A 15,543-nucleotide genomic window follows, 5' to 3' on the forward strand; every position below is an offset into this window, starting at 1 on the left:
TGTCCAAAACCTTGCTAGTGCCGTTGGTATTTAGACCAAAGGATGAAGTTCCGCAAATGAGGAGTGACGAAGTGTTTCCGCCAAAATACTGAAAGTTACTTTCTTACCGTTAGTTCTTGGTTAACTTCGCTGATTCACAAATATATCAATTTATGGTCATTTCAACCAAATTTGTAGAATAAGGGTCGCTTTTTAGCGGCCCTTTTTTGCTCGAATAATAGCAAATGGCGACAGTGAAATAATTTTTACCTTGCTCAAAATAGGCCAAGTGCATAAACACTATGAACAATGAATAAAGTTAGAGGTTAGAACGTGGCCATCTTGATATGTCCAGCAGCTTTGATCTTAACGTGAACCATATTGCCTTGTAGGTAGCTTAATGGAATCTCGCTGCGTTCAATGATCGCGACATTATCGCTGCATGCGCCAGCTTCAATCGCCAGTTGCTTTGATTGCGCTTCCAAGCCCTTTAAGGTTTCTTCACGTGATGCTGGGTCAATCGGTACGATCTTATCGAACTGGCCTGATATTTCACCCAGCGCAACACCAATCGCATTCGCTACTTCAAAGTGTTCAGGGCGAACCACTTGGCTTACACCTTCAAAATGATCTGGGAATAGGGCACTGCCGCCACCAACCATGATTACGGGTACACTCGCTGCAGAGGTCTTCATCTTATCGATGCCTTCTTCAACATCCGTTACCATTTGTTGGTAAACCTTGCTTGCTTGTTCGCCTGAAATACCAATCTCATCACTCAGTTGATGTTCTGCCTGCCACTGCATTTGACCTGTTTTGAGTGCGATATCGGTAAGCGTAAGTTCATCACCGCCAAAGCTACGCGCCGTTTGCGTTAGAGTGTGACCAACACTTTCAGGGCCTAGCTCTATACGCTGTTGTTCAAAGCGAACCTTGGTACCACCACCAATGGCTAACGCCAAAATATCAGGCATACGGAAGTTGGTTCTCACTTCGCCGATTTCTACCGCGAGGCTCGATTCTCTTGGGTAACCGTGAGTCAGCACACCAATATCAGACGTAGTTCCGCCTACATCGACCACAATCGCGTCTTTTAACTTAGTTAAGTGACTCGCTCCACGAATCGAGTTTGTTGGCCCACAAGCCACGGTAAGAATCGGATACATCAATGCGAATTGCTGCGACATCAGTGTGCCGTCGTTCTGACCGAAATAAGGCGTGGTGTGGATGTCATGATTGATGAGTGCATTACAAAAGCCGTCAACGAATCGTTTTGCTGTACCTTGCAGAGCCGCATTGAGGATAGTCGCGTTTTCACGCTCTAAAAGCCCTAAGCTGCCCACTTTATGGGATAACGATAGGTTCACGCCTGGAAGTTCTTTCTGAATCCACTCTGCTGCTTGAAGCTCCTGGTCGCCATTGACGGGAGAGAACACTCCGCAGATAGCAATGGAATCCACTTGGCCTTTCATTTTCTGGCAAAGCTTGCGGATCTCAGATTCTTGGATGTCGGCAATTAACTGGCCGTCATATTCATAGCCGCCGTGTGCTTGGTAGAAGTGCTCCCCAAGCAGTGTTTGCCAAGCTTTGCTCCAACCACAGAGTGGCGGAACACTATCGCCACTTGGAAGCGCTAAGCGAATCATCCCGACTCTGTCTAAGCCTTTTCGTTCAACGATTGCGTTGGTGCATTGAGTCGTGCCAAGCATCGCATGTTTCACTTGCTGACCATCAATGTTTGCTTGGCTTAATAGCGCAGCTATCGCGTTATCAATGCCGGTTGAAATGTCATGTGTGGTTGCGGTTTTTACTTTGGCAATCACATTTAGGTCTGCGTCGAGCAGCACACCGTCGGTATTGGTGCCACCTACGTCAATGCCAAGGCGGCAGTAATCAAGCGTAATGTTTGTCATGCGATTACCTCTTCAATGCAGACTTCAGTTGTTCAATGGTTTGATACTCGACTGTGTAGCCAAAGTAACCCGGGCCGGCGACTTCGATGCCTTTGTCAGTGCGCCATTTAGGGTCGCAAGGGTAGGCGATAAGGTCGATGCGCTGCCCGTAACGAAGTTGTTCGGTTGTGATTGGCTTGCCGGTTTCATGATCCAAGATCGAAATAAGATCCGGTGTTGATGCCAGCAGGTTATCTTGGTTCATGTCTGCGCGGCTTGTGCCTTTGTGCGCGAGAAGCAATTCGTTTTGGAACTGCACAAACACGTTATCGACGCCGGTATCTTCAAACTGAGCCAGCTTTTCAATCACGACACCGCCTGTTGCAAAGCCACCATCGGTTTCACGCTGTATATCAACAATTTTGCCACTGATGATGGTATGGCCGCCAACAATGTCTAATACGGCCTGTGTGCCACTTTGATTGTTGTCGTTCGCCAGTCTAATCGCTTCACCAATCTTCATTGCTTGGGTCAGTGTTGCAGGCAGTGCACTGCGTTTTAGGTTCTGACCGTTCATTGGGTAATCGCACATTGCTGCAGAGCCGCCCATCTGCTCGGTAATTGGCCTCGCAAACCTTTCAGACCAAATACCGTCAATCGGATAAAGCGTGACGACATTGCCACGCTCGTCGGCCAATGTGTTCGGTGCAGAAGGGAGACCATCAAGAAAGAAGGTCACCATCTGAGCTTCTGGAAACGCACGTCCCATCGCATCACAATCGATCACAGGAATATTCTTTTGCGCTGCAACGAGAATTGGAATCAATGAATTGAAGCCGCCTACTTCGATAGGAAACGTTGCCGCTACTTCAGTGCCGAGCGCTTTTTCCATCGCTTCGAAAGCAATCAACATTTGATCTTTCGAATTGAGTTTCTCTACTGCGACGGTTGGTGCGCCAATCATTGAAGAGGGCACTGTCATCCAATCGTCTTGCACGTCTTCTAAAGGAATCATGCGTACAGGGTAATTTGCCGTTGCAATGGCTACTTTCGCCATCAAGGCACCGCTGTATGGGTCACCGCCGCCGCCAGTACCTAATACCGTCGCACCAAGCGCGATATCATCAATCATTTGTTCAGTAATAATCACAACTACTATTCCTTATCACTTGAAGGAGAAAGCTTCATTAGGGCGAGGTAAATCACACCAGCGGCAAGAATGCCGTCTAACGCCGAGATGCTGGTGAACGAAAACAGGTTGAAAAACTCTGGCGCGGTACAAGCGCTGAATGCAGTACCAAATGCCCAAGAAGCTAAGCCTTTAAACATCCAAGCTGGAACTTGTTGGATGTTCTCAAAGCTCATTTTTGTTGAATCTAAAACATAATATTGAACGATGTAGACACCCGCGGCCGGCGCAATGGTTACGCTGAGGAGCATTAAGAAATCAGTAAATTTGTTCACCATGCCGAGCTGAGCAATACCAATACCGACGATGGTCATGATCACAACCAGAACAGGGCGCGGAATCTTAGGTAGAACCATCGACATGCATAAGCCGCCAGAGGTCAGGTTGCTACTGTTGGTGGTCCATTGTGCGAACACCAGTACGATAATGGCCGCCATGCCTAAACCTAGGCTAAAGAAGACTTCTACTAGGTCGTCGGTACCGGTCATTTTGGTCAGGATCAACGCGATAAGAATGATGGCACTGTTGCCAACCAGAAATCCGATACCTGCTCCTAGAATTGCATCACGACGCGTTTTGGCGTAGCGAGCAATATCAGGCGCAGCAACCGCAGCTAGAATCCAGATAGACATAACAAAAGAGATGGCTTGGCCAAGCGTTAAAGGATCGTCAATGGAAGGCGCTGCGCCCCCTTGATAATCAGCGGCCATAAACAAACCGATGGTAATCAGCGTCACCATCAAAGGCACTGAATAGGTACTGAGTTTGCCTAAAGCACGAACGCCATAGATCGCCGTCATCATCATTAACACACTGCCGCCAATAAGAGCGGTGAGGTGGGAAATTATGATGTCGTATTTCGCCAGAGCATCGACCATGATGAAAGCGAAGAAATCAGCCTGGAATGCGAACCAGCCAACTAATGAGATGCCGTTAATGAAGCCAAGAATCTTACCGCCGTTACGGCCAAACACCGCACTGCTCACCAGCGGGGTAGACACACCAGCTTGAAAGCCAATGTTGGCACACAGCATCGCGATGATCGCCAATAAGCCTGAACCAATAAACGTGGCAAGCAATGCGTCTTCAAAACCAATACCGCTGCTTAGGATCGAGCCGAGAAACAATCCCGAAATATCGATGCCGATAGCCAACCAAATAAGGCTGATAACCCACCAAGATCGTTTGGCCTTCTCGGGAACGGGTTCCAATTCAAAGTCATCTATCTTTTTGTGGCTGTGTGTTGCTTCGGGTTTATTCACGTAAGCTTCTGCCGCCATAGTGCCATCCATGCATTGTTATTCCATAAGTGTGAATAAAGCATACTTATGTATTTATTGTTAATAAATGAATATAATCAGATGTAAACATAACAAAAAACAAATGTGAGTGGCAAAGTGAATTCAAACAATAAGTTAGATAAAAGAGATCTGCGGAGATTAGAGCTTTTTTGTGAAATTGTTGAGCAAGGAGGCATCAATCAGGCGGTCGCCAGCACTGGGATTAGCCAACCTGTGCTCAGTAATCAGCTTATTGCCTTGGAAAAAAGCTTAGAATTAACATTATGCCAACGTGGACGACGTGGTTTTAAGCTGACTCACGAAGGTGAGCAAGTGTATAAATATGCGAACCAACTAAAATCGACCTTAACTGACTTCGCTTATAAGTTACGAGGTGTACAGACAGAACTCTCTGGGCATGTGCGAATTGGATGCTTGGATAACACCGTCACTTTGCCCTATAACCCACTTCCTAAAGCGATCGAGACGTTTTACCAACGCAGTAACAGTGTAGAGGTGAGTGTTGATGTTGGCGATTTCACTCAGTTGAATGAGAAGCTAGCAAAGAACCAGATTGATATGATGATAGTGGTTCTAGGGTCACATCAAAAATCAGCGTTTCAACATAAATACCCACTGTTTGAAGAGCACAGTTATCTGTATGCGCGCAAGGATCTGGCTGAGAAGATCATGGACAAGGATTTCTCATTGGATGGCTGTCGTATCAACATGGGCGGCTATGCCAAAGATGAGATGTTCCGATTACTGAATATTGAGCAGTACGATTCCGTAAAGCCTTTTGATGGCTGGCATGTCGAGTCGGGTGTGATTTTAACCTTGGCGGGCACACACCTGAGTTTTTTACCGTCTCACTTAATTGACCGTGGCCATTATGACCAAGCTTTGATTCCGCTTCAGCCCGAAAAGTGGAGCCTTAAAAGCCAGTTTTATGTGGTGTTGAAGCAACCTGTAGACTCCCTTTCTCCGGCCGCGCGTGCGTTTTTTGATGAGCTATATCAACCGGAAACATCGGATTTAATCTAAGAAAGTTTTGTCCGAAAGCTTCATAAATCTAATACATGTAGCTTTTAATATATGTCGCAACATTTCAAAAGCTCCAAGATAAAAGCCCTCATTGCAACGCAACGAGGGCTTAAATCAAATTCCAATAACCTTACCGAAGTTTAATTCACAGCGTAGTGTTTTCTTGCTGCATCAAGGATCTTGTTGGCTTCCACGTCGTCGCCCCAGCCTTGCAGTTCCATGCCACCGTCTGGGCCTTTGTAGTTTTCAAACCACAGACCAACGATGTCTTGAACACCTGGATAGGCAGTGTTTAGGTCGTTTAGTGAAGTCACATCTTTAAATGGTGAATCGTTAGTGAGAACGCCAACGAGTTTGTCGTCTTGCTCGCCATCATCTAACATTTTCATCACACCGATCAGACGTACAGGAACAACTTCACCACGTGGAACAGACTGACCAAGAACAATCACATCTAACGGGTCGCCATCACCACCAAACTCTTTTGGCAGTGCAGTACGTGGGATAGAGCCGTAGTTACCTGGGTAGCCAAGGTAGTTGACCACGCGTGGTGCGCCTTTTTTGTGTTCCCAGACAACTTGCTTGTCATTGTCTTTACTTAGTTCCCACTTAGCGGAAGTACCCGTTGGGATCTCTACAATTGCATTAACGATGCCGTCAGCAGAAGCTGCTGGGTAATCATTAAAGCTCGAGTTTGCTTCAAGGGTAAATTGGTCTAACTGTTTTAGTGCAGGCGCTGACGCCGCTGCTAAGTCATAGCTTAAACCATTGGCGGTAGATGTTGTTTTGTAACGCAGCATGTAGTCAACCTTACCGCGCTCTTTGAACAGTTTATCGAAGCCTTTTTGGTTGTATGCGCTAAATTGACCCATTTGCTTAACCGAAAGCTTTGAACCACCAACGTTGTTGGTATCCATAGATAAGATATGGTTGCTGACCGCATTGACTGCCTTTGCGTAACCGTCGGTAGAATTTAGATCAAAGTCTGCTGCATCAATCGCTTTACGTACTTCTTTAGACCAGTAGAACTCTAAGAACGGGACTGGCTGATTTGGCTTGTTCCAGCCCACATCACGAGAAAAGTACATCAATGAGCGGTATTGGTCGTTAGCGAAGTTGGTTAGCCCAAGAGAGGTAGGAAGTTGTTGATAGCTAATCGCTTCGCCGTTGTTATCAAACAGCCATGTATTGCCGTCTTTTGCCATTTGGTTCCAGAACGCATCCATGTTTTTGAGGTTGCGGTAATCTTTATCAACCACCACGTTCACATTAAACGATGCGCCACCTTGCGGCATGCGGTAGAACACATTGAACGTATGGTGACCGTCAGTCAGGTAGTATTCACCACTGGGTGCGATAACCACTGTCTTCATGTCTTGTTTACGTGCACCTGTTTCCATTTCACAGGTGAAAGTTGAAGGAATATTCGGGTGTGCTTGCTCGTTGATGCTCGCTACACCTTTTTGACCGTTGGCTTCACAGATTTCATCGAACATCTTTTCTTGGTCAAATTGGTAACGACCCAACTTGTACATAATTTGGTCATAGCCCACAGACGGTTGAGTCGGTTTTAATTCATGGAGCCCGAGGTGAATAACATTGCCTTCGGAAACATTGCCTTCAGCGACATTGCTTGCGTGAGTCGGTAAAGCGAAGATAGCCAGAGCGCCAATCGTGGCAAAAATCCCAGTCTTATTCATAAGTCCTTCTATATATGGAATAAAAATTCATGCATTAAATTAATATGCAATCATGACATTAATATTTCACTTTGATAAAGAAGATGTTGCAGTCGTTCCGTGGTGGGTTAGTGATTTCGGCCTACTGATTTGGGGCTTTGCTATATCTCAGATAATCCGTTAAGTGCCCATTTAGTAAGACCTATAAACCCGTTTTGTCGATAATTCGACGCTAGCAGGTACAAAGATACTCAGAGATTGTTAAGTTCGAAGTGGTAGAGCCGTTAAATCAAGCGAAGTTTGTTTTGAAGATGTGAAAAATAAGGCTGAATCATTTATTGATTCAGCCTTATTTTGGGCTTGTTGCACAGAGTACTGAGTTCAGCCATTGCGTTTTTCATTCCTAGTTGAAAACTGCCTCAACATTGAGAGGCGGTTCATGAAGGCGGATCTCTCCCGCACAAGGGATTTACGTTCATCACGGCGTAACCAGAAATCAAACTGCCCTTTGTTCAACATCCGTAATAATTCGAATTCCTGAATGGTTGACCAGGCTCGCTTTCGTATTTTAAAACCGCCAGTACCTACAACGAGTTTCTTGATGGGGGCGTGGTCGGATTCAACGCCATTATTGAGATACTTTACTTGCCGTGACTCGACGTCCACTCGAAGTCGCCCCTCCTTCTCCAAGCGGCTAATCGAGCTCATGGGGGTGAGCCATATCAGCGAAGGCACTATAGAATGATTTCAGGGGACAAAGTGCTTCTATTTGAATTCGGGATTGGTCATAGAATCGTTGGATTAGATGGGAAAGAAGGAATACTGAGTCTTGACGATATTTGTTGAAACAAGCCCATTTGAATCACTTAGAGCGGCTAGGGTAAAAAAATGGGGAATCCTTTCCCAAAGCAGGGTCGGCCCATACGCCATGTTAGTCCATTCGAGTTCAATGACAGTAACAAGGAGCATTAAGCCTTGACCTGTGTATCCTACCTTTGAAATCGAGTATGAACGAATCGCATTTGTAGGATGCCGTACTAACAATGCATTCTGTTTAAAGTGCACATTTTTCGATGGTCAGCCCACTACAGTGACTTTAAGATGATTATATTGAATTGATTAGTTTAAAACCGTCAATTTAAAACCGTCAATTTAAAACATAGTAACCACGCCCTTGCATGCAATGTCTAACCACCTGGTCCTGCTGCACCTGATATTCAGTGGCTTGGTGTTTCTTTTGTGCTCCGTGTTTTAACGCACCACCAATCAAGCCAATGCCAGCACCCACTTTTGCACCATGGGTTCCACTCCCTCCCGTGATGGCGCCTCCAGCGGCCCCCAAAGCAGCCCCTTTTGCCGTTGAACCCAACATATCAGAGCCTAATGAGTCTGATTGACCGTGCTGAACTTGCTGGCTGTATTGCTGACATTCGTACATATCGGCATGATACTGCTCCTGATTAACGTTCTGTGTATCGATAATGATATTCGCTGATGCGGTCGCGCTTAAGCAAGCGACTAGCGTTAAGATAAGCATTTTTTTCATGGTTACTCCTTACGATAGCTTAGTCGCATAGAAGCGATCTTTTGGATCCACAAGACTTTGTTGAGCAGCCACAGTTTGTAGCTCCCATTCATTGCGGCGATGAGTCTCACGTAGCACTCCGTAACACGCATTGTTCGCATGCTCAAATGCCTTAACCGGCGGTAATTCGCTAAGAAGACCTGCCGTAAATAGTGCCGAGATAAGGTCTCCCACGCCAACGGGTTCGCGATTAAAATCCAAGAATGGGCGCTGGACCATATAACAATGTCCCCCTGTCGCGAGCATAGTGGTAAATATATTGTTCGATATGCCATGCAGATGTTTAACAAGCACGACCTTAGGGCCCATGGTAAGTGCTTTTTGACATGCTCTGACGGCTTCTTCCAATGACGTAATTTCAATACCAGTAAATTGGGTAAGCTCAAACTGGTTAGGGACAATAACATCCGCTGCTGGCATCAAATGCGTTATGAGCTCGTCAGTAATCTCCGGGTCTAGGATACAGCCTTTCGCTGAGTCACCCATGACAGGGTCGCAAACATAAAGGGCATTTGGGTTTTCTTTTTTCACTTTATTAACGAGCTTTAGGACTTCGTGCGATTGAGCAGCACTTCCAAAGTAACCCGAGATAATTGCGTCGCAGTCCTTCAATGCTCCAATTTTATTAAGTCCAAGTGTGAGTTCACCTATGATGCTTGGATGAAACGTTTGGCCAGTCCAGCCTTGTTTATATTGTGTATGATTAGAGAATTGAACGGTGTGAATTGGCCAAACTTCAAAACCAAGTCTTTGTAGTGGAAAAACAGCTGAGCTGTTTCCTGCACGTCCATAAACGACGTGCGATTGAATAGAGATAATACCTTTCATAACGTACTTCTTCTTTTGACGAAAAGTGTAATTGAATGCGGTTGGAACCGAGGGGAAAATAAAGCCCCGCTGTGCGAGGCTTTATCTGTACTATTGAGCCATAAACTCAGCGAAATACTCATCCAGTACTCGTCGAGTTTCGCGACCGATTAGCTCATATTCGTGGTGAGTAAGGTTCGCAAGTGACACACGTACAGAGGCGTGAACCACGTCGAAGCCTTTACCAGGAAGCAAGATGACACCTGTTTCGTGAGCAAGGCGGAACAAGAAGTCTTTGCCCTTGTTACTTGCTTTGAACCACTCAACAAACTCGTCCCCGTATAGCTTGCCGCCAAGCGCATCCAGCTCTAGAAGGGTGTAGTAATCTACACGATCTTTGTCTTCTTCCACTGTGATACCCATGTTTTCGTAAAGTGTGTTGAAGCGCTCGCGAATGATGCGTTTACATGCGTCTTTGTATTTGTCTTCTTGGTCCATTAGGCAGTTCAGAGAGAACATCGCCATTTGAACTTGTTGTGGTAGCGACAGACCCGCAGTGTGGTTAAGTGCTACTGCACGGCTGTCTGCAACAATACGGTCGATGAATTTGATATCGCGTGGTGTTGGAGTCAGTGTTTTGTAACGGTCATCCAGTTCAAGCTGCTGTGCTTCTGGTAGGGCGCGCATCGCATCATCAAAGACGTTGTTGTCTTGAATTGCGATAGTGCCTAGGCGCCAGCCTGTTGCACCGAAGTATTTTGAGAACGAGTAGACACAAAGCGTGTTGTATGGGAGTTTTGCAAATAGTGATACAAAGTTATCTGCGAATGTGCCGTATACGTCATCGGTAATGATGAACAGGTCTTTACGCTTCTCTTCGACAAATGAAGTTAGGCGGTTTAGCGTATCGTCAGAGAACTTCACAGACGCCGGGTTTGCAGGATTTACCACACAAAGCAATTTGATTTGCTCGTCTGCTAGCTTTTCAATTTCAGATTGAGGAAGTTGCCATGTTTTCTCGTCTAGACGGATTTCAACGATTTCCAGTTCATACTCAGAAAGCTCAGGGATTTCTAAGTACGGAGTGAAGATCGGAGTTGTTAGTGCAACCTTGTCACCTTTCTTCAATAGACCATTGTGGAACATGGTTTGGAAGGTATAGGTCATTGACGCAGTGCCGCCTTCAGTTGCGAACAAGTCAAAATTAGTAGTGGTTGGCATTGGTCCGTACATCTCTTCAGCGATGTATTGCTTAACCACTTTTTCGATGTTCACTAGCATGCGTGGAGGAACAGGGTAGTTACAGCCAAGGAATGCCAGTACTAGTTCGTTCAGAAACTCTTGTTTTTCGATGCCTAGACGGTCTTTTGCATAGCTTAGTGCTTTTTCTAGGAAACGAACGCCTTCAGAATCACCTGCGTTACCAACGAACGTGTCGAAACGCTCAACGATACCTTTACCATCAGGGATACCGCCGAACCCTGCATCTAGGTAAGCGTAGTTACGCTCAGCTTCTTGCATTGCGAAATCACCCAGGCGAAGGAATGCGTGACGAGGAAGCGTTGCAAGGAAGTTAGGGTTACCACGACCAGCATCCATCAACATGCGGTCAGGTGTGGTCTTCGCTACTTCAATCAGTTTATCTTTAAGTTCAAATGGGCTTAGATTTTCAAATTGTGAGAAGTCGATAGTAGACATAATAAATTACCTTTAATCTTAAATTTTAGTTTGTTAGCAAACGAAAACTTTCGTTTTACTGAAATTAGTTTGAAAAGGCGGGACGGAATTATCCCGCTTATTTCAGTGTTATAAGTTCATTACATAGGGACGTTGGTAGTAATAATGCCAACGATGATTGGTCCCCATAGTGTGAGCAGTACGTTTGCTACTGCATAAGTTACGGTGAAGGCGAATACTGGAGATGAGTTGCCTGCCTTCTCTAGTAGCGCAGCAAATGCTGGGTTTGCGCTTCGACCGCCACTCACGGCTGCTAAGCCTTCAATTGGGTTGCGAATTTTCAGTACGTAGTAAGACACGAAGAAACCGATAAATTGAGGAATCAACGTCACACCAAACCCTAGGAATAGAAGTGACAAGCCGTGTTCTTGAATTGTGCTTACTGCTTGTGGACCGGCTTCTAGACCAACGATGCCGACGAAGATAGCCAGACCGAAGTCACGAAGGAAGTTAGACGCACCAACGGGGAATGACGCCACACTTGGTTTTTTGCTGCGTAACCAGCCGAACATGAGACCAGAGATCAAACAGCCAGCACCTGAGCCAATAGTGACCGGGATACCTGCAATCTTGAAGCTGATCATGCCGATAAGGATACCCACTGCCATACCAAGGCCGAACATGACGTAGTCTGTTACTACGCTTGAGCCAAGGCGTTTACCGATGTTGCTTTCAACTTTGTTGATGTCTGTTGGTTTACCTGTCAACTGAATGATGTCGTTTTTCTGAACAACAAGGTTTTCAGTGACTTCAATAGAGTTACCTCCGCGGGTGTAGTTTGTGACGTAGACACCGCGAAGTGCATCTGTATTTGACTCTTGTTTAACCTGTTTAAGGGTTTTGCCAATAAGTTTTTTGTCTGTCGCAATAAGCTGACGGTTTTCTTCGATAAGAGTGAATTTTTCGTCTAGGTCGACAACTTCTTGACCTAGGTGTTTCGCGAATTTGTTCACTGCTTTACGACGACCAGTAACAACAATGACGTCACCTTCATTGATAGCTGTGAATTTCGCCAGCTCAATTTCTTGTCCATCACGTTCGATAACTTCAATAGCAACGTCTACGAGTTTTTCATTTACTTGAGCGATGGTTTTGCCATAAACGCTACAAGAGTTAATCACTTTGAATGCACGAGATTCAAGTTGTGAAATCGCGTTGAACTCACCAGGGCTTAGCTCTGGTTTACCGCCAGACATTTTTTCAGAAAGCTTGATAGCTTCGCCACGGATATCCCATTTCATCATGGTTGGGATAATCCAAGTCACCATAAGGATTGGACCTAGTGAACCAAAAATGTATGTTACGGCGTAACCTACAGCGACGTTGGTCTGCATGATGTGCTTAGCTTCTTCCGTCACACCAGCCAGTTTGCTGATAGCGTCGCCCGCTGTACCGATAATGGCAGACTGAGTAAGACCACCCGCTGCAAGACCTGCTGCTGTACCACGATCCAAGTCGAAGAAGTACGCTGCCGCCAGAACACATAGAAGGCCTGAGACCGTCATTACAACAGCCGACATCAAAATGTTGATGGTTCTGAAGTTCAGTGCGCTAAAGAATTGCGGACCGCCTTGGAAACCTACGGCATAAATGAATAGTGCGAAGAAAATACTCTTTACACCAGGGTCGATATGAACACCAAATTGACCAATGAGTACGCCCATTAATAGTGTGCCTGCGACACCACCAAGAACAAAGCGACCAATTGTTATTTTACCCACCAAATAACCTAGTGATAGGGTAATGAATAATGCAATAAATGGTGAGCTTTGAATTAAAGTATGAACAAAGTCCATAATATAGCTCCGGTTTAGTTTACGTAATTAAATAAGAGTCTTCCGTGAAAGCTGAGTTGCAATCTTTGCTAATCAAGCACCGTTGTTGTCTTGATGTGGTAATAATAAGTTGGATGTGAGAATTTAATAAATCACGTTTGTAGGATGAAGTCATCGCCAGAAGGGTAACGCTAGTTTTGAAATGATTTAGTTGATTTAAATTATTGATAATTATATTTTTTGTTGTTTGGTGGCGAGTTTGATTTTTGTAAGTTTAAGATTACTCAGAAAGATTGAGTTGGTGTTATTTTTCTTTAGGGAGTGACGCTTAGTATGTGATCGAATTGGGTTGAAATATTATTTCGGTTATATTTTTTGCAACAAACTCTGCATGAGCTTGTTGCAAAAATATTGTCAAGACACAGTATTCCTTGTTTCCCATCTAATCCAACGATTCTATGACCAATCCCGAATTCAAATAGAAGCACTTTGTCCCCTGAAATCATTTTATAGTGCCTTCGCTGATATGGCTCACCCCCATGAGCTCGATTAGCCGCTTGTAGAAGGAGAGGCGACTTCGAGTGGACGTCGAGTCACGGCAAGTAAAGTATCTCAATCATGGCGTTGAATCCGACCACGCCCCATCAAGAAACTCGTTGTAGGTACTGGCGGTTTTAAAATACGAAAGCGAGCCTGGTCAACCATTCAGGAATTCGAATTATTACGGATGTTGAACAAAGGGCAGTTTGATTTCTGGTTACGCCGTGATGAACGTAAATCCCTTGTGCGGGAGAGATCCGCCTTCATGAACCGCCTCTCAATGTTGAGGCAGTTTTCAACTAGGAATGAAAAACGCAATGGCTGAACTCAGTACTCTGTGCAACAAGCCCAAAAAAAGGCTGAATCAATAAATGGTTCAGCCTCATCGATTTATGTCATTAAAGGTAACGGCTTCTCAAATGGCTTTGGAAATGCTGAGCATTTAACGTTTCACCTGTTGCTTGCTTAACTAGTTCATCAGTGGTTAGTAAACTCCCTTTGCACCAAACGTTATCTGATAGCCAAGTGAAAATAGGCGATAGCTCGCCACTTCGAATGGCACTCTCTACGTCGACACTCTTCTTCATTGCAGCCATGAATTGAGCAGCATACATAGCCCCTAATGTATAGGATGGGAAGTAACCAAATGCGCCATCGGTCCAATGAATGTCCTGCATGCAGCCATCTTTATAGTTATCTTTGGTTGATAAACCAAGGTATTGCTGCATTTTATTATCCCAAAGTTCGGGAATGTCTTTGTAGCTGATTTTACCATTCATCAAATCACGTTCAATTTCGTAACGTAGGATTACGTGCGCAGGGTAGGTCAGCTCGTCCGCATCGACACGAATATAGCCGGGCTGAACACGAGTGTAGATTTTTTTCAAGTTATTGGCTTCAAAAACGGATGGGTCATTGTCTTGAAAATGTTGGCTGGCGAGCGGTGCAAGATTAGCAATAAAAGCGTCACTACGACCTAGCTGCATTTCAAAAAATAACGACTGAGATTCGTGAATACCCATGGAGCGTGCTTGTCCAACTGGCGAGCCAGCCCATTGTTGGGGTAAGCCTTGTTCGTAACGGGCATGGCCTGTTTCATGGACGATCCCCATGAGAGATTGAACGAAATCCTGCTCATCATAACGAGTGGTAATACGAACGTCTTCAGGTACTCCACCGCAAAACGGATGAGAGCTTATATCAAGTCGACCATGGTTAAAATCGAAGTTAAGCAATGCCATCACTTCTAGACCTAGCGCATTTTGTGCCGAGGTTGAGTAACACTCATCGCTTGTTTTAACGAATTCTTGTTTTTGCTTTTCTTGAACTTGTTGGGTGAGCTCGGGTAGCCATGACGTTAGGTCGCCAAAAATAGTGTCGAGCTGCGCGGAATTGACACCAGGTTCGTAGATATCCAACATCGCATCGTAGGGCGTTAGCCCCGATACTTCACCTCGGATTTGTGCTTCCTGTTGAGAAAGGTTAACGACTTCTTCGAAGTTCTTACAAAAGCCAGACCAATCATTGTTTCCACGTTGTGTTCGCCAAGCGTGTTCACACTTTGAACCGGCTAAGGATTTTGCTTTGACCAAATCTTCAGGTACGACCGTGCTGAGCTGCCATTGCCTTTTCATTTCTCTCAAGCTGGCATGTTCATTGGAAGAGAGGTTCTCGTCTTGGGCTATACTCATGAGTTCAGAAAGATGAGGAGCGGTAGAAAGTTGGTGGATGTGTAAGGATAATTGCGCCATGGCTTCTGAACGAGCCTGGTTGCCACCAGAAGGCATCATTGCGGCTGCATCCCATCCACAAATAGCAGAGAGGTGACCAAAATTGGCGATTGTTTTGTAATGTTCAACGAGTTTATTGTAGTTTTCCATTTTACTTAACCTTCCAAGCGAACGATGTTACTACGTTAACATCTACAATAGGTTACGAAAAGATTAAGCGAAGGGGCAGCTTGTCTTTACAACAAAATAGTCTCTCTTTGATGTTCAACTTTAATCGCCAGTGGCTATTTTTCGTTGCTTGAGTCA

10 protein-coding genes and 2 pseudogenes are annotated in these 15,543 nt (G+C 45.2%); 2 read left to right on the forward strand and 10 right to left on the reverse strand.

Annotated elements, in window-relative coordinates:
* Positions 1-305: 305 nt before the first annotated feature.
* Genes M9196_RS18780 through M9196_RS18790 form a run of 3 tightly spaced genes read right to left on the reverse strand, consistent with a single transcriptional unit; the run spans position 306 to position 4,352 of the window.
* The gene (locus tag M9196_RS18780) at positions 306-1,892 is read right to left on the reverse strand and encodes a hydantoinase/oxoprolinase family protein (RefSeq protein WP_250619044.1); all 1,587 of its coding nucleotides are present in this window, start codon (positions 1,890-1,892) and stop codon (positions 306-308) included.
* A 4-nt stretch (positions 1,893-1,896) separates the two neighbouring features.
* Positions 1,897-3,021, reverse strand: a complete 1,125-nt coding sequence (locus M9196_RS18785) for a DUF917 domain-containing protein (protein ID WP_250619045.1) — start codon at positions 3,019-3,021, stop codon at positions 1,897-1,899.
* 5 nt (positions 3,022-3,026) lie between these two features.
* Complete coding sequence (locus M9196_RS18790) at positions 3,027-4,352, reverse strand: cytosine permease (RefSeq protein ID WP_250619046.1); 1,326 nt, start codon at positions 4,350-4,352, stop codon at positions 3,027-3,029.
* A 93-nt stretch (positions 4,353-4,445) separates the two neighbouring features.
* On the opposite strand from M9196_RS18790, the gene M9196_RS18795 reads away from it, so the two are divergent.
* The gene (locus M9196_RS18795; protein ID WP_250619047.1) at positions 4,446-5,384 is read left to right on the forward strand and encodes a LysR family transcriptional regulator; all 939 of its coding nucleotides are present in this window, start codon (positions 4,446-4,448) and stop codon (positions 5,382-5,384) included.
* 140 nt (positions 5,385-5,524) lie between these two features.
* Here the strand turns inward: M9196_RS18795 and M9196_RS18800 are convergent, their stop codons facing one another.
* From M9196_RS18800 to aspT, 6 genes and pseudogenes are all read right to left on the reverse strand, one after another.
* The gene (locus M9196_RS18800; protein ID WP_250619048.1) at positions 5,525-7,084 is read right to left on the reverse strand and encodes a ParB-like protein; all 1,560 of its coding nucleotides are present in this window, start codon (positions 7,082-7,084) and stop codon (positions 5,525-5,527) included.
* Between the two features lie 382 nt (positions 7,085-7,466).
* Positions 7,467-7,768 (reverse strand): annotated as a pseudogene (locus M9196_RS18805) (DDE-type integrase/transposase/recombinase); the annotation flags it as partial.
* Between the two features lie 442 nt (positions 7,769-8,210).
* The gene (locus tag M9196_RS18810) at positions 8,211-8,609 is read right to left on the reverse strand and encodes a glycine zipper family protein (protein WP_250619049.1); all 399 of its coding nucleotides are present in this window, start codon (positions 8,607-8,609) and stop codon (positions 8,211-8,213) included.
* Between the two features lie 9 nt (positions 8,610-8,618).
* Positions 8,619-9,476, reverse strand: coding sequence for a pyridoxal kinase PdxY (gene pdxY / locus M9196_RS18815; RefSeq protein WP_250619050.1), 858 nt, complete (start codon positions 9,474-9,476; stop codon positions 8,619-8,621).
* Between the two features lie 90 nt (positions 9,477-9,566).
* On the reverse strand, positions 9,567-11,153 hold the full coding sequence (locus M9196_RS18820; protein WP_250619051.1) for a bifunctional aspartate transaminase/aspartate 4-decarboxylase: 1,587 nt from the start codon (positions 11,151-11,153) through the stop codon (positions 9,567-9,569).
* 119 nt (positions 11,154-11,272) lie between these two features.
* On the reverse strand, positions 11,273-12,988 hold the full coding sequence (gene aspT, locus M9196_RS18825) for an aspartate-alanine antiporter (protein WP_250619052.1): 1,716 nt from the start codon (positions 12,986-12,988) through the stop codon (positions 11,273-11,275).
* Positions 12,989-13,530: 542 nt separating this feature from the next.
* Between aspT and M9196_RS18830 the strand changes: the two are divergent.
* Positions 13,531-13,810: pseudogene (locus M9196_RS18830) on the forward strand (DDE-type integrase/transposase/recombinase); the annotation flags it as partial.
* A gap of 95 nt (positions 13,811-13,905) precedes the next feature.
* Here M9196_RS18830 and M9196_RS18835 read toward each other — a convergent pair.
* Positions 13,906-15,387, reverse strand: a complete 1,482-nt coding sequence (locus M9196_RS18835) for a carboxypeptidase M32 (RefSeq protein ID WP_250619053.1) — start codon at positions 15,385-15,387, stop codon at positions 13,906-13,908.
* Between the last annotated feature and the right edge of the window lie 156 nt (positions 15,388-15,543).

Origin of the sequence: Vibrio methylphosphonaticus (assembly GCF_023634655.1) — a bacterium.
Lineage (GTDB): Bacteria > Pseudomonadota > Gammaproteobacteria > Enterobacterales > Vibrionaceae > Vibrio > Vibrio methylphosphonaticus.